Raw genomic sequence first — 22,144 nt, 5'->3', positions numbered from 1 at the left:
ACATGGGATAAAAATATAGGGACATGATGGAGACATGAAAGAAAAATAAGGGAACACAATGGGGACATTTTACTTCTTTACTTGTTCCCATCGTTTTGCTAGGCTCCGCCTAGCTTCACACCTTAGGTGGGAACAAAAACCCCTTATGCTCTTCTCACTATTTTTAGTGCTCTACCCAGAATTTCAGAAAGGAGAGGGAAATGTGGAAATAAGAATTAGAGAAGTAGATCCAGTTGCCGTAAATAAAATTGATGAAATGGCAAAAAGAAAAGGGATATCAAGGCAGAAATTTTTGAAAGGTCAAATTGAAATGATCGCATTTTTTCAGGAACAAAACAAAAGAGAGATGGAGTTAGAAAATCTAATCGAAAAAAACATCCATATGATGAATATGTGTACCAGTGAAATGCAAAAAATGAATCAGTTTATAGAAATGATGATGCGTGATGGCAATGAGTAATGCGATAGCTGTTCAATCTTCTGTTACGCCTGGTGTCATTTTGAAAACGAAATTTGTTTTGCCGAATGCGGATACATTTCAAGATTATATCGAGTATGTAGACCGAGAAGAAGCAAAAAGTGAAGTAAAGCTAAATGAAAAAATGTTTTCACTGTACCAGGACTATATGGGAAACCCAGAAAAGACTTCAGCTCTCTTTACAGAACACGCTAATCGTTTAACAGAAAGTGAAAAAAAGGCTGTAAAGGAAATGTTTAAAACCGCTCATGAGAATGGCAGTATCATGTGGCAGGATGTCATTTCTTTTCATAATCCTTGGCTCGAAGAACAAGGGATTTATGATGCAAAGACGAAAACAGTTGATGAGAAAAAACTAATGGATGTGACACGACTTGCGATGAAGGAAATGCAAAAGCGAGAGGGCTTAGAAAAAAGCTCTACCTGGTCGGCAGCTATTCATTACAATACGGATAACATCCATATCCATGTGGCAACAGTTGAGCCGTATCCGACAAGAGAACGTGGTAAAAGAAAACCAAAAACACTTAATGCGATGAGAGGAAAAGTAGTAAATAACATTCTAGATCGGAAGCATGAGCAAAAACAAATTAATGATCTCATTCGAAACAACATGGTAGGAAGTAAAAAAGAAGATTCTACATTTACCTGGCGTAACAATAACTTGAAACCATTGTTTCTTCAAATCTATAAACAGTTACCAGCTGATAAAAGGCAGTGGCAATATAGCTACAATACAATCCAGCCATTAAAGCCTGAAATTGATGAATTAAGTAGAAGGTACATTCAGCAGCATCATAAGAAAGATTACGAACAATTTATGAAAAGTTTGGATAAGGAAGTCAAGGTTTTTAAAGAAGCATATGGAGAAGGGAAATACGATAAGAAGCTGTATGAAAATTATAAGAAAAACAAAGTAAATGATCTCTATAAAAGAATGGGGAATGCTTTTTTACAAGAAATGAAGGCATACGATAAAGAGCAAAAAAGAATTCATTACATGAAAAAATCAAAGCCGTATCAAAAATTTCAACAGAACATATCGATTCAGTATTCTATGAAAAAAGTAGAACGTGCTTTTAAAAGCGAATATGAAAGTTGGAAAAACCAAAAACACTATGAACGCATGCAAAAAGAAATTGAATATGAAAATGAAAGAGGTTAAAACATGGAAAAAGCGAAAATAAGAATGAAATTATCGCTTGATGAAAATGTCCATCGTTACATTCAGGAGTATATGGATGAGAATTATATTAAACGCCCTGGTGATGCAATCTCTAAAATTTGCAAAGAGCATCAAGCGGCCAAAAATACTGAATGGTCGCTGAATTATATTACGGAAGTGGTATCAAAAAATTTACATGATGTTTTAAAAAATGAACTTACGAAGATCCGTCTTGGCTCCAATAATGCAGATAGAAATACACAAATTTTAATTGAATTAATGAATGGATTACTCTTTCATCAAGGTGTACAAAATATTATTTCAACAGAAGTGGAAGAGATGGAAGGCGTAAAAACAGCGAAGCAAGTAGTGGGAAACCGAATCAGTCATTCGAGACAAAAACGAATCGATCATGAGGCATCTAAGAACAGTGTAACTTAAATTACATTGTTCTTTTTTATAAAAAATAGAGGAGGTTTATTAGATGTTATTTTTTAATGAAGATATGGTATTAGGGATTATAAAATCGATTGGAGAAGGTGAAATCGTATTACTGGTAAAAGATGAGGAGTTAACAATTCAGCTAACAGAAGAACAAGAAGATGAACTCACGTTGCATGTGATGAATCAAGAGAATATGTTGCTTCCCATCAATGTAAAAACGCAGGAACTATTTTTTGATACAAGTAAAAAGTGGAATGAAGAAGAGATGGAAGAATTACAGAAAGCAAGTGAAAAAGTAGGGGAAAGTCATGAGTAAAAATTATAAAAAAATATATCAAACTAAATTACCTGAAGAAAAGAAAGAAGCTATTCAAGCATTAACAAAAAAGATGAAAAAAAGTGTAGAAGGGTACTTTCGTTCACCAGAAGATATGAAAGAATATCTTTCGTTTATGGCAAATTTTCATCAGTATTCCATTTCGAATATCTCACTCATTCAAACGCAATTCCAAGGAGCCGCAGCTGTCGGCTCCTTTAATTTTTGGAAAAAAAAAGGCTTCTCCGTTCAAAAGGGTGAGAAGGGAATTCAGATCCTCGTTCCTAATCGAACGGTACCTAAGTTTAAGGATCAAGAAGGGAAATGGAAGTCAGTTAATAAGGCAAGTGAGGAAGAGAAAAAGAAGGTTGAAAGGGGCCAAACTGAAGTTCAAGCAGGACGTCTTTATTTTTCAGTCGGAAATGTATTTGATATTTCGCAAACGAATGCTTCAGCAAAAGATTTACCAAGTATTTTTCCGAATCGATGGCTGGAAGGAAGCATAGAGGATTACAAATTATTGTACAAAGGCATGGAAGCCATTGCGGAAAAAAACGGTGTAAAAATCATTGAACCAAAAGAAGAATTGGGCGTTGCGAAGGGTGTGAGTTATACATTAACAAAAGAGGTTGCACTCAATCCTCGAAATTCAGAATTGCAAAATGTAAAAACCCTTCTTCATGAGTTAGCACATGCAAAGCTTCATACAAAAGAGACACATATGAATTACACCGCACCAGAAAAAGAGTTTCAAGCTGAAATGACAGCCTATACAGTCGCTTCTTATTTTGGAATTGATACAAGCGAATATTCATTAGGCTACTTAGCAAATTGGACACAAGGAAGAGAACTAAAAGATAAAACACAGCTATTGAAAGAAGTACATGATACTTCAATGGAATTTATCGAAACAATTGAAACCCATTTAAATAAAGAGAATGAAAAATCACATGAAAAAGAGGTGGAAGGTTTGGCAAAATCAGTGGATGAAAAGAACATTCTGTTGGTGGAATTTACAGGATTAAGTAATACAACGCAAGAGCTTGTTTCTGTTTCAGAATTAAAAGAAAGAGCATCCAGAGACACAGCATTTAGACCAATAGAGAATGCAGAACAATTGCATGGTAAGGAATTTATAGATGCCTTTAACCAATCCAACAAAGAAAGATTTTCAGCCTTAGACCAAAATGAGATTACCCGTCCAATGATGTTAATTCAGTGGTCTGAAAATGAAAACTTTAAGAGTAATGAATTGATTCCGTTTGGAGAAGCAAATGAAAAAATGACAGCAGCTATTACAAAAATTGAGGAAGCAAAAGAAATAGCAAAAGAAAAAGGTGAGTATGTAGGCTACGACAAAACACGTTATCATATTGTGATTCCAAAAGAAGTAGATGAGGATTTTGGAAGAATGCAGATAGTCAGTATGGATCGTTTAAATCTTGGTGATGGTGAGTATACATCTCCCTATCAACAAGTACTAACTGAAAAACGATCCTTATCTGACGAAGTAAAGCAAGCATTACGAGAAGAAGTAGTAAATGATTCTGGAAAAGCGGAACCGTCATTAGATAAAATTCCTGAAATACCATTCGAAAAGTCGTTTGATAGCGTACCTGACATGTCAAAACATTTAGTTACATTAGAAGCATTAGGAAATACAAATGATACTGAAGTAGCAATGCTACACATGATGGATGGTGATACAAAAGAAATTCATACATTGTCAGTTTGGAATGAGGATAAATCAAATCGTGATGATTTGTATGTTTCGCTATCCTCTAAAACAGGTAAACTGGAAAACGTCTATTTAGATGATATTCTCAAACATGATTTATACAAGAAAGTACAAGAATCTATTTTTGAAAACAAGGGGAATTCCTCATTTGTAGTTCATGAAGCAAACTCTAAAATGAACTTAGATGAAATCGTAAAAGATGAACGATATGGGAAGTGGGTAGAAAAAGAAGAGCAACAAAAGACACCATTCACGAGTGAAAAAGAAATGAATTTATATAAGGAAATGCGAAAAGAAGGATATGAGCCAATTGCTTCTATCGAGCAGCAATTTCAGCAACAAGATAAAAATGAACCTTCTCCACTAGAAAAGGATTTGAGTGCGAAATATGAAACGTATAAGCGTGCACAGCATCAAGAGTCGAACGATATTGATAGTATTGTGAATCGTGTAACGGCAGAAGAACGTTATTATGCAACAAAAGATGTATCCATCGATAATAAACTTGTGAGCCAGGACTATGTAACGAAATTAGAAAATAAAGTAGAAGAAAAATTGAGTAAAGAAGGAATTATACTAACCAACGATCTTACTTCTGTATCTCCCGAACCGTATAAAATTGAAGTACAGCAATTAGAACAAGAAAATGTGAAGCATGCACTTTATCAGTATAGCCTTATGGCTATGAAATCAGATGAAAATGAATTTCCAGAAAAGAACTTTGAATTTAGAGGATCTGATGAAGAACAAACAAAATTTGGAATTAATGCGATTAATTCAGCTGCTTATTGGGGGCAAGGAGATATATTAGGAGAAATTCATCACGAAACGCAAAAAGTAAAGCTCTATCAAAAAGATATAGATGGGGATAATTGGAGTAAAACTTCTAACATATTTTTAGAAGAAAAATCATTAGAAAGCATTATGAAAGAGTTTGGTAAAGAACCAAATCAAGATGTACCAAAAGAATTATCAAAGGATATCTTAAAAGATGTGTACAAAGGAGAATATAAAGAGCAAGTACTAAAAGAAATTGCTCCTACAAAAGAAGAAGATCGTTATAAAGACCAGTACAAAATTGCAGTGTTAGAACTTTTAGGAGTCGATAAAGAAAAGTCACCGGACAAAACGACAGATAAACCAGAAAAAGCATCCAATGAAGAGAAAAAGGAACCAGTGAAACAAGAAGAAAAATCGTCAAAAAGTCGTGAAGATCGTGTGAAAGAAATGAAAGAATTTGAAAAAACACATTCATTCACTGAAGTATATCAATTGAAAAAAGAAGCCCTTCAAGAGATCAAAGAAATGAATCTTACAGATTTTCAAAGGGAAAAGTTATCAAAATTAGAAAAGGCCCTGGATACAGAAAAACAAGAATACGATAAAAATAAGAAGCAAGCATTTAACAAAGACCAGGGGAAAGGGGAAGAGCAAAAGGAACAAAACAGCTTTTCAAAGATATTCAATCGATTCAAAGGTGTAACAAAGAAAGCAAAACCGGAAGAACAAGAAATGGAGCGTTAAAAATATAAATTATGTATAGGAAAGAGGAAACCTTATGAGATTGATGCAAGCCAATCAAAAAAGATTTGAAGATAAAGTAGATTGAATCATTTTTTGTTACTCAACTGAGTAAACGAAAAATGATTTTTTTATTAGGAAATAAGAAAGAGAGCGAGCCTAAACGCTCTCTTTCTTATTTTGAGAATGAAAGGAGCAAGGGGAATGGAAAACCTTGAATCGAGGATTATGTCATGAATGTGTGGCTATTTGCAGGCTGTATGTTCCTAGTGGCGGTCTTGTTGAATTTGCTATTACTGTTTGGGCATCAAGTGGTTAAAAAGCTGAGAATCAATAAAATGAAGCGCCAGAATGAAATGATAGATCAATAGGAGGTTCCAATCATGGGGAAAACATTATTTATTGCGGAAAAACCGAAGGTAGCAGTTGAATTATTAAAGTCACCTAGATTTAGAAACTCACAAAAACATACAGGCAGCAAGCCGTACTATGGCTATTATGAAAATGAAAATTACATCATCAGCTGGTGCCGTGGACATTTGTTAGAGCTAAAACATCCTGAAGAGATGGATGAAAGATACAAAGAATTTAAGTTTGAACATTTGCCTATTATTTTAGAGCCAGAATATAAAGCAAAACCAGAGATTATAGAGCAGATTACTACATTAGTGGAGCTGTTAAAACGTTCAGATGTGGACCATGTGGTCAATGCCTGTGATGCAGATAGGGAAGGCGAGCTCATTTACCGTGAAATTTATGAATATGCAGGAATAGAAAAACGAGAATCACGTCTCTTTGTTTCTTCTTATGAACCAGCAGAATTAGAAGGTGCGTTGAATCATTTAGAACCAGGGGCAGACTATGACGGACTTGCACAAGCAGCCAAAGCAAGGCAGTACCTGGACTATATTCTTGGGATTAATGTTACCAGGGGATGTACGGCAAAACTGGCAAAAAACCAGTTCTTATTAGCTTCTGGTCGTGTCCAAATGTGTATCTTGAATGAGATTCGGCAAAGAGAGATTGCCATTCAAAATTATAAAGAACAAACCTACTATAATTTGAAACTGTTAACGGAAAATGGTTTATCACCAGTAATGAAAACAGAAGATCAACTGATAGATCCAGCTCCTTTGCAGAAGCTTGGGGATAGTTTAAAAGATACGAATCTAACCGTAACGGAATTTAAGGAGAGTACGAGAAAGAAGAAACCAAAATTGTTATATAACCTGACAGACATTTATAAGGATGCACATGCAAAGCTGAAGGTGAATGCAGAGACAGCCAAAAAGTACATTCAGAGTTTGTATGAAGAGGGCTTTATCACATATCCTCGTTCATCATCTCGGCATTTACCAACGGAACAAGTAGAGCGAGTAAAAGAAGTTATGAGTGCATTAAACAATAGCATGTATACAGATTTAGTCCAATCGGTTGATACCTCTGGAATTACGAAAAAACATACCACTTTTAATGATGAGTTGGTAAGTAGTCACTTTGCCATTATCCCAACAACAAAGAAATATGATGGCAGCAAACGTCATGAATTAGAACAGAAATTGTATGACTTAATTGTAAAACGATTTATTGGGAACTTTATGAAACCAGCAATCTACCTGGTACGAGAAGTACATTTTATAGATCAAGAAGGCAACACATACAGTACAAAAGAAAAAATCCTACAAGAGAAAGGGTTTCTGAGTGTTTTTCAAGAGGATATTGAAGAGGGTTCGGTTGAGGCATTTCAAATACCAGTTTTACAGGAAGGAGATTCTTTCAGAATCGTTCAGTATGACTTGATTGAGTCCAGAACAAAGAAACCAGCTTTCCATACAGAAAGTTCGATTTTAACCTTCATGGAAACAGCAGGGCGCAAATTGGATGATGAACATTTGAAAGAACTCATGAAAGGAAAACGGATTGGAACAGTCGCAACGGAAGAAACATTTATTCCAAAGCTCCTGGAACGAAGCTATATTTCTGTTACAAATAGTCAAATTCAAACGACAAATATCGGTCGTGCTTTTATTGATACATTTCCAGTAGATGAGATGAAAAATCCAGCTTATACAGCTGAAATGGAAGGGATGATTCATATGATCGAAAATAAAGAGATGAATTATGAGGAATTTGTAGAGAAAACAAATACATTTGTAATAGACACGGTGGAGCAATTAGGCGCAATGGATGATAAAGTATCGGACAACATCATTAACACTTGGGATCAGCAAATTGAAGTGTGCAAATGCCCTTGTAGAAAAGGGAAAATCCTTCATAAAGGTGAGTTTTACGGATGCAGTAATTATCCTGAATGCAAAATTTCTGTACCAAAGAAAATCAAAGAAAAAGCGATTCCTGAAGTACAAGTGAAAAAGCTGTTTGAGAATAAGAAAACAGATCTTTTAAAGGGATTTAAGTCCAATGAGAAAGAGTTTTCCGCATATCTGGTATTACATGAGGGACAAATCAAATTCCAATTTCCAACAGAAGAGGAGATGTCATTCGGTAAGTGCCCAAAATGTAAAAAGGGAGAGATCCTTCACCGTAAAACATTCTATGGATGCACAAAGCATAAAAAAGGTTGTGATTTTATGTTGCCAGCAAAAATGAAGGGAAAAACCATTCCAGGTAATCAAATGAAAAAGCTGATTCAAAATAAAACAACAGACTTCATTAACGGCTTTCAAGGAGAAAAAGGAGAGTTTACGGCAGCTGTTACTATGCAGCCGGATGGTAGCTTAAAATTCCGTTTCCCAACAACTGAAGATCGTACATTAGGGAAATGTCCACTCTGTAAGAGTAGAGTGATTGTAGGAAAAAGTAACTACTTATGTGAAAAATATAAAAAGGGTTGTGATTTCATCATTTTTGGTACCTTTTCCGGAAAAAATTTAAGCAGTAATCATGTGAAAAAGCTGTTAGAAAAGAACGTTACGGATCAAATTAAGGGGTTTGTATCAAATAAAAGCGGGAAAAAATTTGATGCTCGCTTATCTTACAGCGTGCAAGAAAAGCGGCTCAAATTCCTATTTGGCAAATGAAAATTAAATTAATTGAGTAGCAAAAGAGGACTATGTAACGAATAGTCCTCTTTTTTATTTCATTTTATAGAGTAAAGGAGGGGATTCCGTAATGGCACATGTCAGTACGGAGGATACGATGAAAGCAAGAGATGTGGATTTGATTTCATATCTAGAGGCCAAAGGGGAAAAGTTTAAGAAGGAAGGGAATTATTATCGACATACGGAGCATGACAGTCTTCTCATTCGAGACAATAAATATGTATGGAATAGCCGTGGTGAGAAAGGATACGGAGCTATTAGCTTTGCGATCATGTATTATAAGATGTCTTTTCCGCAAGCAGTATTAGACATCAATAAAGGGGATTATAAAGAGTTTGATCGGTCCAAATCTGAAGAAGAACAAAAGAAAGAACAGCAGCCATTCGCCTATCCCAAACACCTAGAAGTGAACAAGCAAACAGAAATCAAACAGTACTTGATCCAGGAGCGTAAAATAGATCCACGCTTAGTGAATTGGCTCATCAAGAAGGATCTCATCGCCCAGGATAAGAGAAATAATGTGGTGTTTAAGTGGAAAGAACAAGGTGGAAAAGGCGAAGTTATAGGGTTAAGCCGTCAAGGTACTGTAAAAATGAACAATAAAAAAGGTACATTTAAACAAATTGTACCGAATTATGAAAAGATCGATGCTGGTTTTACAGTAGATGTTGGAAAACCGCAAACGATGTATGTGTATGAAGATCCCATTGATATGCTATCTCATTGGAGCTTAAAACAAAATCAAATTCAAAATGCACGCTTGGTATCTATGCATGGTTTAAAGCATAAAACAGTGATTCAATCCCTCATCGATGCCAAAAAAGAAGGGCATCATATCAAACAAGTTGTTTTAGCTATAGATAATGATAAAGCTGGTAAGAAATTTATAGAAAAAATGAAAGATATATTGATATTTAAAGAAGATATTCCAACGGTTGAAAAAGATTGGAACGATGTTTTGAAAAAGACAGTGGAGCAAAAACAACAGAAAGAACAGAAGAAAGAAACGGTTCAACCAAAGAAAATCAAGCCAATCAAAGAGGTGGAGCGAAGTGTCTAATGTACCATCTATGCCAAACATATTACAGTTTTTGATCTATGCATTTATTCTTTATGTTCTTTTTCATATTTGTAAATTTGTGTACCGAATGATCCAGGAAAGAAGAATTCTGAAGCAAATGGCAAAGTCAGGTATTCGATATATAGATAAAATGGATGGTCACCAATTTGAAGTGTACCTGAAAGCTCTCTTTCGAGAGTTAGGATTCCGTCCTGAAGTCACACAGCAGTCAAATGATTTTGGCGCGGATCTCGTATTTAAAGGGAAAAATCGTATCGTTATCCAGGCGAAGCGATACGGAATGAAGAATCGAGTTGGTATTAGTGCAGTGCAGGAGATTTATGCAGCAAAAGCATATTACAGGGCTCATGAGGCTTGGGTTGTCACGAACAGTGTTTATACAAAACAAGCAAAAGAGTTAGCGGTGGCATGTGATGTGAAACTAATAGATCGTATCGAACTTCAAAAATTGATTAATAAAATCAATCCAGAACATTCAGCCCAAGATGTGTACCAGGATGTAGATCCAGCAGAACGGAAATGTCCGGCATGTAAAAGTAATTTGGTTGTCAGGAATTCAAAGAAAAATGGAAACAAATTTTTTGGATGTTCTCAATTTCCAACTTGTCATCATACAGAGCCAATTTATAACTGAGCTGAAGATTATTTTTGGATCTTTTTTCTCTTTTAGTAAGTTATTTCCATTTTCGTTGTAGTTTTATAAAAAAGATTGATCATTTAAAACAAAGTTCGATTATTTAAAATAAAGATTGTTCATTTATATTAAAGTTTGATTATAAATCCTGTGTTGATATGCAGGATTTTTTCTTGTTCCACAATCAGGCGCTTTTCTTGAATAAGGAAAGCGTCTTTCTTTATGAAAAGGGCCAGATAATTGAATAAGCAGGTGCACAAATCTCTATTTTTTTATGCAGATGCTAGGTTTCTTCGTTTTGTTGGCGGTACCTCATCGCCATTAGGCTAAGCTTATATAAGTTTAATTTCAAGTGGTTTTTTTTTCTAAAGATCCAGTGTAACTTTCCTTTGATTTGTATAGGAGTTTACTTATAGTACAACTTTTGAACTATATAGTTAAAACTATTGTTTTAACTATCATCAATATTCCTAAAATTTACGGTGGATTTACATTCTATTAAAATTTGCCACTTATCATTAAGCGGGTAGGCTTCTGAAGGGGGGATCTTGTAGCAAGAGTTGTATAGTATCAATGCTTACGAATTTAGCTCAGAAACTTTACGACGAGGGAGGGACAACAAGATTCGATGTTAACGGGCTAAGCAAGACGACAAACGGCCATTTCGTATTGAGCATTACAAAGAATAATAGGAGGTTCAATTAATGATATTTCTGAAAAGGTTAAAAAAGTCATTTCTATTACTCTTGTTGATGGGGGTAACTCTAGTAAACAGCCTTGGCCTTGACGCCGCGCTTGTTCAGGCAGAAAGCTCTGCAGCAGGGGCAGAAAACACTACGGAAGAACCTATCTTCAGCTTCATGTCAATATCGGACACGCATAGCGATACGGGTAAAACGGTTAAAGCTGTAACGGATGCTGTTAATAATAATGCCAGTGCAATCGTTTTATCCGGGGATATAACCAATCTCGGGGATAGCGGTGAATATGACGCCATAAAAAATGCTGTCAATTCTGTAAAAGATCATCCGCCGGTGTATTATGCAATTGGAAATCATGAATATGATTGGCAGTCGGATTTTAATGTAGCGAAGAACAGATTTATACAAAAGGCAGGAATACCAGAAAATAAGGTGTATTACCACCGGGAAATACAAGGCTATGACTTCATATTTTTGGGAAGAGATGAAAAGCCGATCAATTACTCGTATATGTCCAACGAGCAGTTAGACTGGTTGGAAAGTACGCTTGCTGCAAATGCCGTTCCGGACAAGCCGATTTTTGTGTTTGCGCATGAGCCTATTTACCAAACCGTATCCAAGTCATATGCTTCGGATAATTATACTTATGCGAGTAACCCACAGGAACAGAAGCTCAAACATATCCTTGAAAAATATCCACAGGTTGTTTTGACAACAGGACATCTTCACGACGATATTAGGATACCTGGCAACTTGTACGCTGGGAAATTCTCTGCACTAAGAGACGGTGCCGTTTTAAATAGTCAAGCTGTAATTTTTGATGTATATAAAGACAAGGTGCTTTTAAAGGGAAGGGATGTAAATACACAAAAAACCGTATGGGAAGGTACTATAAGTCTGCACCCGAATACAACCAGCGTATATGAAGCCGAGGATAGTGTATTCGCATATGCAACCGCTGGCAACGACATAAATGCGTCCGGCGGCAAGTATGTGAATATGAACCATGGAAGCGCATATACCGAGTCGCTCAAGGTTGACGGAGGAGATTCTGGCGGCAATAAAATTTTGAAAATAAAGTATGCTACCGATGCTACCAATGCTACCAAGGGATTATATGTAAATGGAGCCAAAGTACAGACGCTCAGCTTTCCGACTACCGGAAGCATGAGCTCGTATAACGAATTGGCGGTACCTGTGGAGCTGAATCCGGGTTCAAATAACAAGATCCTCATTAAAAGCGATGGCAACGCAGCGGGCGTGAACATAGATAAATTCCAAATTATGGATAGTGTTGATCCCAGCACGATGTGGGGATTTAACGGCAATGGCAACGACAGTATCCCGAATGGGTTTAATGCAACCTTGCATGGAAGTGCTGCCTATGATACGACGGATAAAATGGAAGGTTCCGCTTCGCTCAGCCTGAACGGTGCTGACGGTAATTATGCAAGTGCAGATCTTGTATCCACAAAAACAGACAATGTAACGCTAACAGCCTGGGTGAAGTGGAATGGCGCAGCTTCGAAATCGCAGCGGATCTTGTCCAATGGCGATGGCGATGACAACGGTTATTCTATCATGCTGGATCATGACAATGGGGATAAGGTATCACTCGTGGTCAACGGTAAGCCGATTGCGAGATCGGAGACTGCTTTGACTGCAGGACAATGGACCAATATTACTGCGGCAAGAAGAAACGGCATCTGGGAGCTTTATATCAATGGCAACAGCGTACCAGTAACCAATAAGGAAGCAACTCCTGCCACACCTACAAAGGGAACGTATATCGGTGCAAACAGTCAAGGCAAACAAAGCTTCAATGGACGTATTGATGCAGTAAGGGTTTACAATCAAGCATTGTCTACCGATCAGATCATGGCAATGGCCAACGAGACTTCTGACGTTAAGTTGCAAAGCCTCGAAATAACTAAACTGCCAACAAAGTTGAATTACTTGCCTGGGGATTGGCTTAATATTGATGGGCTGATTGTGACAGGCACTTACAGCGATGGAACAACAAAAGTGGAGAACGTAACGGTTGATAATATTACCGGCTTTGATAGTTCCATTCTTAAAGAAGGACAGCAAGTGACTGTGACGCTAGGTGGAAAGACAGCCAGCTTTAATGTAAATATTTTAGATGTATTGCCTGGTTCAGCATCGGTGCCAGGAAGGATAGAAGGTGTAAGCTATAATTTGAAACATGGTATTTTACTTAAAAATCTTCAGGCTAATGATGGCGGACTCACAGGGATGGTGCATCCTCTAAATAAAGGCGACTGGATGGAATATAACGTAGATGTGAAAAGTTCGGGAACCTATCAATTAACTTACAGGGTGGGAACAGCACCGGGTAAAACGGGAGAGGTTGAATTCCTGGTAGATGGAGTACCTCAAACGAAAACTTCATTCTCAAACACGGGTGGTTGGTATACCTGGGGCAATAGAACTGCTGATTTTGTCAAGCTGAGTGAAGGCCCACATAAAATAAGGCTGAATGTAACTGAAGCTTATTGGACTCTGCGCTGGTTTGAATTGACGAAGGTTGAAGACAAAACATTAAATAGCATCACAGTACCTGCTGACATAACAGACGTGGCAATCGGAACGGCGAAGACAGCGGCAGCTCTTGGATTGCCCGAAAAAGTAGCCCTTGTAACCGATGGGGGAAATGTGAATGCCAGTGTGAATTGGGATGTGAATAGTGCAAGCTACGATCCAACTGCCATGACGGCACAGACCTTCACGGTAACAGGAGAAGTAATTCTGCCTATTGGAGTCACAAACCCGAACAGCGTTCCATTGACAACAAGCATTAGAGTAACTGTTAATAAGATCCCAACGTCGAACGCCACAGTTACCGCTTCATCGTATTACAATGCCAGTTATACTCCCGACAAAGTGTTTGATGGCATAGGGCAAGCGGTTAATGGCGATTGGGCCTCCAAGGGAGAACAGAATCCATGGATCCAGGTGAATTGGACGACGAATCAAACGATCAACAAGATTATCTTCAATGATCGGCCCAACCCAGCGGACTGGGCGCCCGGCGGAACGCTTACCTTCAGCGACGGAAGCACTTTGACGGTTTCAGGAATCCCGAATGACGGGAGCGCTTATTCTGTAACTTTCCCTGACAAGACGGTGACATGGGTCAAATTCCAGGTATCCGGTGGAAGCGGGCCAAATGTCGGTTTGTCGGAAATGAAAATTTTAGCGCCGGTGGATAAGTAAGCTCCTGAGGTCGAGATGACCGTACTGGGAGACAACAGCATTTATGAAGATTCCGGGGATTTGACGCCTAAGTTTGCATTGACAGATAACTTGTCGGGTGTGGACAGCAGCAAGACGACGGTGACACTCGATTCGCATTCTTACCAAATCGGAACGACGATCCCGCTTTATACGTTGCCGCTTGGGCAGCATACGCTTGTTGTATCCTCCAGCGACTTGGCCGGCAACCAGGTAAGCAAAACCGTTCACTTTCAGACAGAGTAGCCAGCATCGATTCTTTAAAGGCGTTGGTGACACGCTTTGACGATACCAAATGGATCGACAATGCCGGAATTGCCGATAGCCTGCAGGACAAATTGGCAAACAACGATCTAAAGAGCTTTGTGAGTGAATTGAAGGCTCAATGTGGGAAACACACTTCAAGTGAAGCTGCAAAATATTTGCTGCGGGACGCTCAATATTTAGACGCTTAATATTCATTGACACAATTACGATTCGCTCAAGGGATTAGTTTTAAACTTTGATGAAAAGAGGTCCCGCTGCAAAATATTTGCTGCGGGACGCTCAATATTTAGACGCTCAATATTTATTGCCACAACTATGATTCGCTTAATCTTTGATGAAAAGAGGTCTCGCTTTGAAACTACGTGCATTCCTGTCCTTATTCATAGTCACCTTAATATTTTGTACGAATCCCAGTACTTCATTTGCCCATACCGTCAAAAGTATGGGTTACTCGAAGTTATACATTAAAGGGAAAACGATTGACTATGAACTTTTTCTTGATCAAATAGACATGCTAGAACAATTTGATACCAACAAGGATAAATATCTGGAGAACGAGGAACTGTCCTCGCAGAAAGAAAGAATCGAATCGGTATTACAGAAAGATCTTCGTATAGATGTGGATTCGAAGCCCTTAACGATGGAATTGCTTTCGATGAACATGGCAGAAAGGGGTTCCGAGATCGGCGTAATATTTAAACTAAAGTTCACCGCCGATGAAGCGATCGAACAATTTGATCTTCATTACAATCTGGTGTTTGAAGATTCGCCTCTTCATACGAATGTACTCTTGGTCCATTCAGGGGAATATTTCTATCAGGATATTCTTGATACGAAAAAAAGAGATGTTCAGATCACCATTGCTCAGCCTGAAAGTGAATCCGTCCTATGGAAATACTTTGTACTTGGAATCGAACACATTTTGACCGGGTACGATCATTTGTTGTTTTTGGTATCATTAGTATTAATCGCAACTCGCTTCAAGGATGCGTTGAAAATTGTTACTGCTTTTACAATCGCCCACAGCATTACACTGTTCTTGGTGGCTACCGACCGTATTCAGGTCAGTTCGCATTGGGTCGAAGCCTTGATTGCCCTGACGATCTGTTATGTGGCAGTGGAAAATATATTTGTTCAAAAGGCGAAATGGCGGTGGCTATTGACGGCCTTATTTGGCCTGATTCACGGTATGGGTTTCGCCGGGGCTTTGGCTGAAACGGGACTTCCAAAGGACAATCTGATTGGCACACTCCTTTCGTTTAATTTAGGCGTGGAAACAGGTCAGTTCATGCTACTGTGTCTATTACTGCCTCTCTTGTTTTGGCTGCGCAGGTTCTCATGGTATCGTAAAATGATGATCTCAACGTCTTGCCTTATTTTTGTTTTAGCATTTTATTGGTTGATTCAACGTCTGCAGTAAACCATAGCCCAAAACATGAAAAGATTGCCAACCATATGGCCGTATCTCCTTAGGCCATTATTAGAAAATACAGATTAGATAAAGGTGACTAGAACCTAGAGAATTTTGGTATTAACTTAGGACGAAATTAGAGGAAAAATTCTATTATTTGCTTTAACAAAATGAAAAATCAACTTAAATAAACGTTTGTTTAAAACTTATAAGTATAATGTGGAGAATTGTACTTAAGCTATTGGGTACGTTAGTTAAACAAAACATAATACTTAAGTCTTCCACAATCGGGAACTTTAATTGAGCAAGGATCACAAAAATTATCAAACTTTTTTATAAAAGGATGATTCAATTGAATATAGAAAAAGCGTGTTTTGATCAATCTTTTTTTAAAACACGCTTTTTCTATTTGCTCTTTTATCAAGGTTTATTAAGTTAATTTAATCAAACTTTATTCAAAAGCTACACTTCTTTCTCTTTTAGTAAAGTATTTCCATTTTTGTTCCGAAAATTTAATTCTTATAGAAAATTGACCTTTCAAATTCGCCTATAACGAACAAAACGCACTTGCTCTATATTATAAGTCTTAAATAAGTTAAAACTCGTTTTAGAGGATGATAGAGGGGGATTATGGGTTTTTAGTATACTTCAGTTATTTTAATGATAGGCTCTGTTAAAGTAGATTGTTGATTTTCATATTCAAATACCATGAAAAAACCTCACGGTATTAATTTAAAAAAGTGCATAACTAAAGAAGACGTCTTTATTTTATTTTTAAAAAGCGTCCAACAGTAAAAAATTATATTAGTGGTTTATGGATTAAGAGACTTCTTCGATCGATACAGAATACCCTAATTTTTCTAGTCTTCGAACTGAATGACGGACCATTGATACTTCTTTTTGTTTGTCATAATATAATACTAGGTCTAGCATTATGACTTTTTGGAATAAGTTTATTTATTGAAGTATTATAGAGTTCTGACAATTATATTTTGAATTTTTGTATAAATGCTTATAGAACTAACGGATGCTTTAGTTGAATATCATAAAAATAAATAAAAACTAACGTATTAGATGTAAAAAAGCATATAACACGATGGAGGTGTAATGTAGTAAGGGGTTTGTACGTTTTATATACTATCCCTACTACAGATAAATTATGGATAAAGAGACTCTACGAATAAATCTAAGTAAAAAGCATATCCACATGCAAGAACTACTTCAGTCTCTTGTCGAAACCACAACTGACGCTATTTCCATTAGAGACATGCAGGGAAATTTACTTATCGTAAATAATGCCTTTGAAAAAATTTATGGATGGACATATGAAGACCTACTAAATGATCCTTACTGCCTGGTACCTGAACAGATAATAAACGAGACGAAAGAAATCTTTCATCCGATTAAATTTTCTGGAGAGAAAATTTCGGGGTATGAGACTATTCGTAAACGAAAAGACGGTAAGATTGTTCATGTATCTCTAACAGGGTCCTATATTCGAGATACCACAGGAAACATCGTAGGTACTTCTGTTATCGCCAGAGATATTACAGATCAAAAAATGGCTAAAGAAGCATTGCTAGAGAGTGAGGCTCAATACCGGATACTAGTAGAAAATACGAACGACATTATAAGTACATATGATGTGAACATGAAAAAAATATTTGTATCGCCATCTATAGAAATTCACTTAGGATATACCTTAGATGAATATCTTCAGGCGGATACTTTTGATTTTATTCATCCTGATGATGTGAAAATAATAGTAGAACTTCGTCAATCAATTTCTATCCATAAGAAAATTTTTCAAATAGAAGTGAGATTAAAACATAAAAATGGATCGTGGGTTTATTTAGAGTCGCGTTGTGTACCGATCTTATCCGAGAACTCTGAGATAGAGAGTTACCTAATCGTTTCACGTAATATTACAGAACGAAAACAATCAGAAGAAGCTTTAAGGAAAAGCGAGGAACAATACAGGTTCATTGCTGAAAATACAGTAGACTTCATTTCTGTAATTAACCAAAATGGGGACGTATCTTATAGCTCACCATCACATATGAAAAAACTAGGCAGTGATCGAATTCTCTTTGAAAATATCCATCCAGACGATGCTTCTTTCGTTTGTGAACGATTTTCATATATGCTAAAAGCAAAAGCACCTATTATCTGTGAATATCGATACAAGCTTGATAATGAAAACTCGGTTTATTTGGAATCAAGAGGAATACCTTTTTTCGGCATAGATGGCGAATGTCGTCACTTTTTCAACATTACACGAGATATTACTGAGATGAAACAAAACGAAGTCCTTCTTATGAGAACAGAAAAGATGTCAGTTATCGGAGAACTGGCTGCAAGTATTGCACACGAAATCAGAAATCCTCTTACTTCGATAAAGGGCTTTATTCAGTTTTTACAACCAGAAATATCAGGGAATCCCGATTTTACTGAGATTATGTTGTCAGAGTTAGAGCGAATCAACTTTATCGTGAGTGAGCTACTTGTCTTGGCGAAGCCACAAAATCTTCATGTGAAGCCGATTATATTGGACAATATCATTGTAAATGTTGTGAAATTTCTTGAATCTGAAGCTAATTTAAAAAATATTGAAATGATGAAACAACTTGAAAGCACACATGTTGCGATCAATTGTGAAGAAAATCAATTAAAACAAGTATTTATCAACATCATTAAGAATTCCCTGGATGCTATTTCATCAAATGGTAAAATCAGTATTCAAACAAGACTTTTAAGTGACAACCAAGTCCTTATTCGTTTTTCTGATAACGGCTGTGGCATTTCTCCGGAGCTGCTGGCCAGACTAGGGGAACCTTTTTACACCACAAAAGAGAAAGGCACAGGATTAGGTTTACTGGTTAGTAACAAAATTATAAAAGATCACCATGGTAGTATGAACATCACAAGTGAAATCAACAAGGGCACTATTGTAGATATCACTTTACCAATATACAGAAGCTTTTCGTGAAATATATATGGAAAAGTTAGCTTATCGGCTTGTGTTCCCTCAGACGATTGTTTTGGGGGAATATTTTATTTGCGTCACGGATATTTTTTTCCAATAAAAGGCCACATAAACTAGCAACAATACCAAGTTAAATAGAGAAATTAAAGGCTCCGCCATACAAGGTGTACAGAGATAATAAAGTTGTTTAATTTACAATAAAGTCGTTTAAAAAATAATAAAGTTGTTAAAAAAATGCGGGTCATTCTATTCCGCAATCGGGCCAGATTGTTGAACAGCACCTGTATTGAAAATTGGATATTTGTGTTTGAAATACAGAAGAGATTGTGAAGGTTTGCACTTAAACTAACGGGCAGGTTAGCTGTACAAGTTATAAATTTAATGGTTTAAAGTTATAGAGCATTTCTTTGAATGAGGAATGCTTTTTATTTTTGCTTAAAACAAAAACTTACAATAAAAATGTTATTCAAATTAATAAAAATTTATTGTGAAACGATAAAATATATATTAAAATCAAAATCAGAATAAATAAGTGAGGTGCTTTTTATGGAAAAAGTAACAACGTTGTTTTTAAAAATAGCTGTTATTCTTTTAGGAGTCCCAGTTCTTGCTCTGTGCATCTTTTTGGTGCCAGAGATGGCGAATCTTGCAGCAAAATTGCTTCCACAGTTTGCTTTTATAAAATATTTCGTTTTCATCGCTTTTGATGCATCGGCTATACCTTTTTACTTTGCTTTGTATCAGGCTTTCAAACTCTTATGCTATATTGACAAAAATAAAGCTTTTTCCGATTTATCTGTAAAAGCTTTAAAGAAAATCAAATACTGTGCCATCACAATCAGTATTTTGCATGTGCTAGTTTGGCCGCTCTTCTATATCTTTGCGGAAGTAGACGACGCACCAGGAGTTATCTTTGTCGGATTGGTTGTTCCTTTTGCTTCGATGGTTATCGCAGTCTTTGCGGCTGTTCTCCAAAAACTTTTACAAGATGCAATTAATATCAAATCAGAAAATGATTTAACGGTCTGAGGTGAATAACAATGGCAATTATAATTAATATTGATGTGATGTTAGCAAAAAGAAAAATGAGCGTAACAGAACTTTCGGAGAAGATTGGAATAACAATGGCGAACCTTTCTATATTGAAAAATGGAAAGGCAAAAGCGATTCGATTATCCACTTTAGAGGCAATTTGTAAGGCTTTAGAATGTCAACCTGGAGATATTTTAGAATATAAAAGTGACGAAGACAGTTAAACATTGTGGAGGAAACTTAATATAACAATTATTAGGGGAGGTATAACTATGGACATTAATAATTTGATTATTGAAAATATTGTTAACCCTCATGAGCTGGAGAGAATGTATAGAAAAGACCCGAAAGCTTTTAAAAAGTCATTCTCACACGCATGGGAACAAAATCCTGATTCTCAGGTTCTTGGTGTTTGGTATGAAAGATTGCATTTCAAGGAGACGGCAAATACAGAAAAAACTTCCTTGCTTCAAAAAGGTTTCTTATTCATGGGCATTTTAGCCATTCTGGCCGGGATAAGTACCAGGATCATTTTCCATTTTGTCGAACAGGAAGCAATTGCTCCAATTAACCTGGCTTTTGGTATAATTCCCTTTATTGCTGCCTATTTTGTTTACAATAATACTCCGAAAAAAAGTGTTATTTATTCCCTTGCAGCGTTGTTCCTAATTTCCGGGTTTTATATTAATATGCTGCCATTAAATTATAAAGACAGTATTATCCTTGCTTATTTACACCTTCCCATATTCTTATGGGTATTGGTAGGGCTTGCATTTACAGGAAATGAATATTCAAAAGGCAGTACAAGATTAGCCTATATTAAATTTAATTTGGAATATTGTATTCTCTACGCCAGCATGGCAGTTAGCGGAATGGTACTAGCAGCATTAACCATGCAGTTATTTAGCTTTGTTGGCTTGGATATAGAAGACTTCTATTTTAGTAATGTCGTTTTATTTGGTGCTGCCGCTCTCGCTATTGTGGCTGCATACCTGGCATCAATGAATCTTAAACTTGCTAAGAATATTACACCATATATAGCTAAAATTTTTAGTCCTCTTGTCCTGGTCACATTGTTGATCTATCTTATAACGGTTATATGGGTCGGAAAAAATCCATTCTTGGACCGCAATTTCCTGATAGCCTTTAACGGAATACTCCTTGGTGTATTGGCCGTTACCATATTTTCCATTATCGAGAGCGACTCAGACGAGAAAAAGAACATTTCAGATTATATAAATTTTGCCTTAATTGTTCTTGCGCTTATCATTGACAGTGTGGCTTTGTCAGCCATCGTGTTCAGACTTTCTTCTTATGGGATTACGCCTAATAGACTTGCTGTTTTAGGAGTAAACATACTTATCTGGGCAAATCTAATTTGGATTATGCTCTCCTATATGCGTTTTCTACAAAACAAATCCGGACCTTCAACTATCCAAGATGCTGTTACTAAGTATTTGCCGGTCTACGGACTTTGGGCAGCTTTCGTTACATTTACTTTTCCTATAATTTTTAATTAGAAAGGCTCTGTTAATGTAACGAAAAGTTAATCTTCTATAACGTATAAAATCTTTAGAGTCGATATTATGCAGCTTTTTATACAGAGTTGCATAGTTTTGGCTTATTTTCATTACTAAAGTTAAAAAGAGGGTATTCAAACTAGAAGACATAATATATTGTTGCAACTGGATTCTTTAAAATATGTCCAGTTTCATGTGCCCAACGAAAAAGGACTACATGAAACATATTTGACAAGCTAGACTTGCAGGTTATTTGGTCCATATTTAAAGTTTGCTAGATACTTAGAATCTCCATCCCAATCCATGTGCGTAAACAAATCTATCAGATCGAATTCACTTAATGCAACTGTAGGTGCAGCATCTGCACTTTTAGGAATAGTAAATGATGAAATGAGTATAAAACCTATCCCTACAATACATGCATTTCTTTTCTTCACCCTATATGGGGTAGAGTCCCGAAAATGCGGATTTACAACGGTAGAATCATAGTAAATTGGAGTAAAATAACCTTATCAACAAATGTTATAGATAAA

14 protein-coding genes and 1 pseudogene are annotated in these 22,144 nt (G+C 36.5%); all 15 read left to right on the top strand.

From position 1 onward, the window contains the following. Nucleotides 1-202: 202 nt before the first annotated feature. Nucleotides 203-460, top strand: coding sequence for a hypothetical protein (locus CN326_RS20040; RefSeq protein ID WP_098310742.1), 258 nt, complete (start codon nucleotides 203-205; stop codon nucleotides 458-460). Next, nucleotides 453-1,643, top strand: coding sequence for a MobP2 family relaxase (gene mobP2 / locus CN326_RS20035; RefSeq protein WP_098310741.1), 1,191 nt, complete (start codon nucleotides 453-455; stop codon nucleotides 1,641-1,643). The genes CN326_RS20040 and mobP2 overlap by 8 nt, the downstream gene beginning before the upstream one ends. A gap of 3 nt (nucleotides 1,644-1,646) precedes the next feature. Next, nucleotides 1,647-2,084, top strand: a complete 438-nt coding sequence (locus CN326_RS20030) for a hypothetical protein (RefSeq protein ID WP_098310734.1) — start codon at nucleotides 1,647-1,649, stop codon at nucleotides 2,082-2,084. 43 nt (nucleotides 2,085-2,127) lie between these two features. Beyond that, nucleotides 2,128-2,403, top strand: a complete 276-nt coding sequence (locus tag CN326_RS20025; RefSeq protein WP_098310733.1) for a hypothetical protein — start codon at nucleotides 2,128-2,130, stop codon at nucleotides 2,401-2,403. After that, a pseudogene (locus CN326_RS20020) lies at nucleotides 2,396-4,738 on the top strand (LPD25 domain-containing protein); the annotation flags it as partial. The gene CN326_RS20025 and the pseudogene CN326_RS20020, both read left to right, overlap by 8 nt. A 1,307-nt stretch (nucleotides 4,739-6,045) precedes the next feature. Continuing rightward, entirely contained in the window at nucleotides 6,046-8,703 is a 2,658-nt protein-coding gene (locus CN326_RS20015) for a type IA DNA topoisomerase (RefSeq protein ID WP_098310731.1), read from the top strand. Nucleotides 8,704-8,794: 91 nt separating this feature from the next. Next, nucleotides 8,795-9,784 (top strand): DUF3991 and TOPRIM domain-containing protein, encoded by a 990-nt coding sequence (locus CN326_RS20010; RefSeq protein WP_098310730.1) that lies wholly within the window; start codon nucleotides 8,795-8,797, stop codon nucleotides 9,782-9,784. Further along, nucleotides 9,777-10,439: a restriction endonuclease gene (locus tag CN326_RS20005; protein ID WP_098310729.1), complete on the top strand. Its 663-nt coding sequence runs from the start codon at nucleotides 9,777-9,779 to the stop codon at nucleotides 10,437-10,439. Before CN326_RS20010 ends, CN326_RS20005 begins: the two co-directional genes overlap by 8 nt. Nucleotides 10,440-11,143: 704 nt before the next feature. Next, on the top strand, nucleotides 11,144-14,377 hold the full coding sequence (locus CN326_RS20000) for a DUF7402 domain-containing protein (RefSeq protein ID WP_098310728.1): 3,234 nt from the start codon (nucleotides 11,144-11,146) through the stop codon (nucleotides 14,375-14,377). A 15-nt stretch (nucleotides 14,378-14,392) separates the two neighbouring features. Next, on the top strand, nucleotides 14,393-14,641 hold the full coding sequence (locus CN326_RS24360; protein WP_141525089.1) for a hypothetical protein: 249 nt from the start codon (nucleotides 14,393-14,395) through the stop codon (nucleotides 14,639-14,641). A gap of 373 nt (nucleotides 14,642-15,014) precedes the next feature. Further along, nucleotides 15,015-16,082 (top strand): HupE/UreJ family protein, encoded by a 1,068-nt coding sequence (locus CN326_RS19990; RefSeq protein WP_098310726.1) that lies wholly within the window; start codon nucleotides 15,015-15,017, stop codon nucleotides 16,080-16,082. 1,198 nt (nucleotides 16,083-17,280) lie between these two features. After that, entirely contained in the window at nucleotides 17,281-19,062 is a 1,782-nt protein-coding gene (locus tag CN326_RS19985) for a PAS domain-containing sensor histidine kinase (protein WP_255258169.1), read from the top strand. 543 nt (nucleotides 19,063-19,605) lie between these two features. Continuing rightward, the gene (locus CN326_RS19980; protein WP_098310724.1) at nucleotides 19,606-20,088 is read left to right on the top strand and encodes a DUF2975 domain-containing protein; all 483 of its coding nucleotides are present in this window, start codon (nucleotides 19,606-19,608) and stop codon (nucleotides 20,086-20,088) included. A gap of 11 nt (nucleotides 20,089-20,099) precedes the next feature. Continuing rightward, the gene (locus CN326_RS19975) at nucleotides 20,100-20,315 is read left to right on the top strand and encodes a helix-turn-helix domain-containing protein (RefSeq protein WP_098310723.1); all 216 of its coding nucleotides are present in this window, start codon (nucleotides 20,100-20,102) and stop codon (nucleotides 20,313-20,315) included. 48 nt (nucleotides 20,316-20,363) lie between these two features. After that, complete coding sequence (locus CN326_RS19970) at nucleotides 20,364-21,611, top strand: DUF4153 domain-containing protein (protein ID WP_098310722.1); 1,248 nt, start codon at nucleotides 20,364-20,366, stop codon at nucleotides 21,609-21,611. The last annotated feature ends 533 nt before the right edge of the window (nucleotides 21,612-22,144 follow it).

The organism is Bacillus sp. AFS018417 (assembly GCF_002560985.1).
In the GTDB taxonomy this organism is placed as follows: Bacteria; Bacillota; Bacilli; order Bacillales; family Bacillaceae_G; genus Bacillus_A; species Bacillus_A rhizoplanae.
Note: the sequence above shows the minus strand (reverse complement) of the source record. Positions and strands in the feature narration are given on the sequence as shown.

Bases quoted from the DNA above. Each gene is read 5' to 3' on its own strand.
- mobP2 (WP_098310741.1), top strand. From the start codon at position 453: ATGAGTAATGCGATAGCTGTTCAATCTTCTGTTACGCCTGGTGTCATT.
- CN326_RS20030 (WP_098310734.1), top strand. From the start codon at position 1,647: ATGGAAAAAGCGAAAATAAGAATGAAATTATCGCTTGATGAAAATGTC.
- CN326_RS20025 (WP_098310733.1), top strand. From the start codon at position 2,128: ATGTTATTTTTTAATGAAGATATGGTATTAGGGATTATAAAATCGATT.
- CN326_RS20015 (WP_098310731.1), top strand. From the start codon at position 6,046: ATGGGGAAAACATTATTTATTGCGGAAAAACCGAAGGTAGCAGTTGAA.
- CN326_RS20010 (WP_098310730.1), top strand. From the start codon at position 8,795: ATGGCACATGTCAGTACGGAGGATACGATGAAAGCAAGAGATGTGGAT.
- CN326_RS20000 (WP_098310728.1), top strand. From the start codon at position 11,144: ATGATATTTCTGAAAAGGTTAAAAAAGTCATTTCTATTACTCTTGTTG.
- CN326_RS24360 (WP_141525089.1), top strand. From the start codon at position 14,393: ATGACCGTACTGGGAGACAACAGCATTTATGAAGATTCCGGGGATTTG.
- CN326_RS19985 (WP_255258169.1), top strand. From the start codon at position 17,281: ATGCAAGAACTACTTCAGTCTCTTGTCGAAACCACAACTGACGCTATT.
- CN326_RS19980 (WP_098310724.1), top strand. From the start codon at position 19,606: ATGGAAAAAGTAACAACGTTGTTTTTAAAAATAGCTGTTATTCTTTTA.
- CN326_RS19975 (WP_098310723.1), top strand. From the start codon at position 20,100: ATGGCAATTATAATTAATATTGATGTGATGTTAGCAAAAAGAAAAATG.
- CN326_RS19970 (WP_098310722.1), top strand. From the start codon at position 20,364: ATGGACATTAATAATTTGATTATTGAAAATATTGTTAACCCTCATGAG.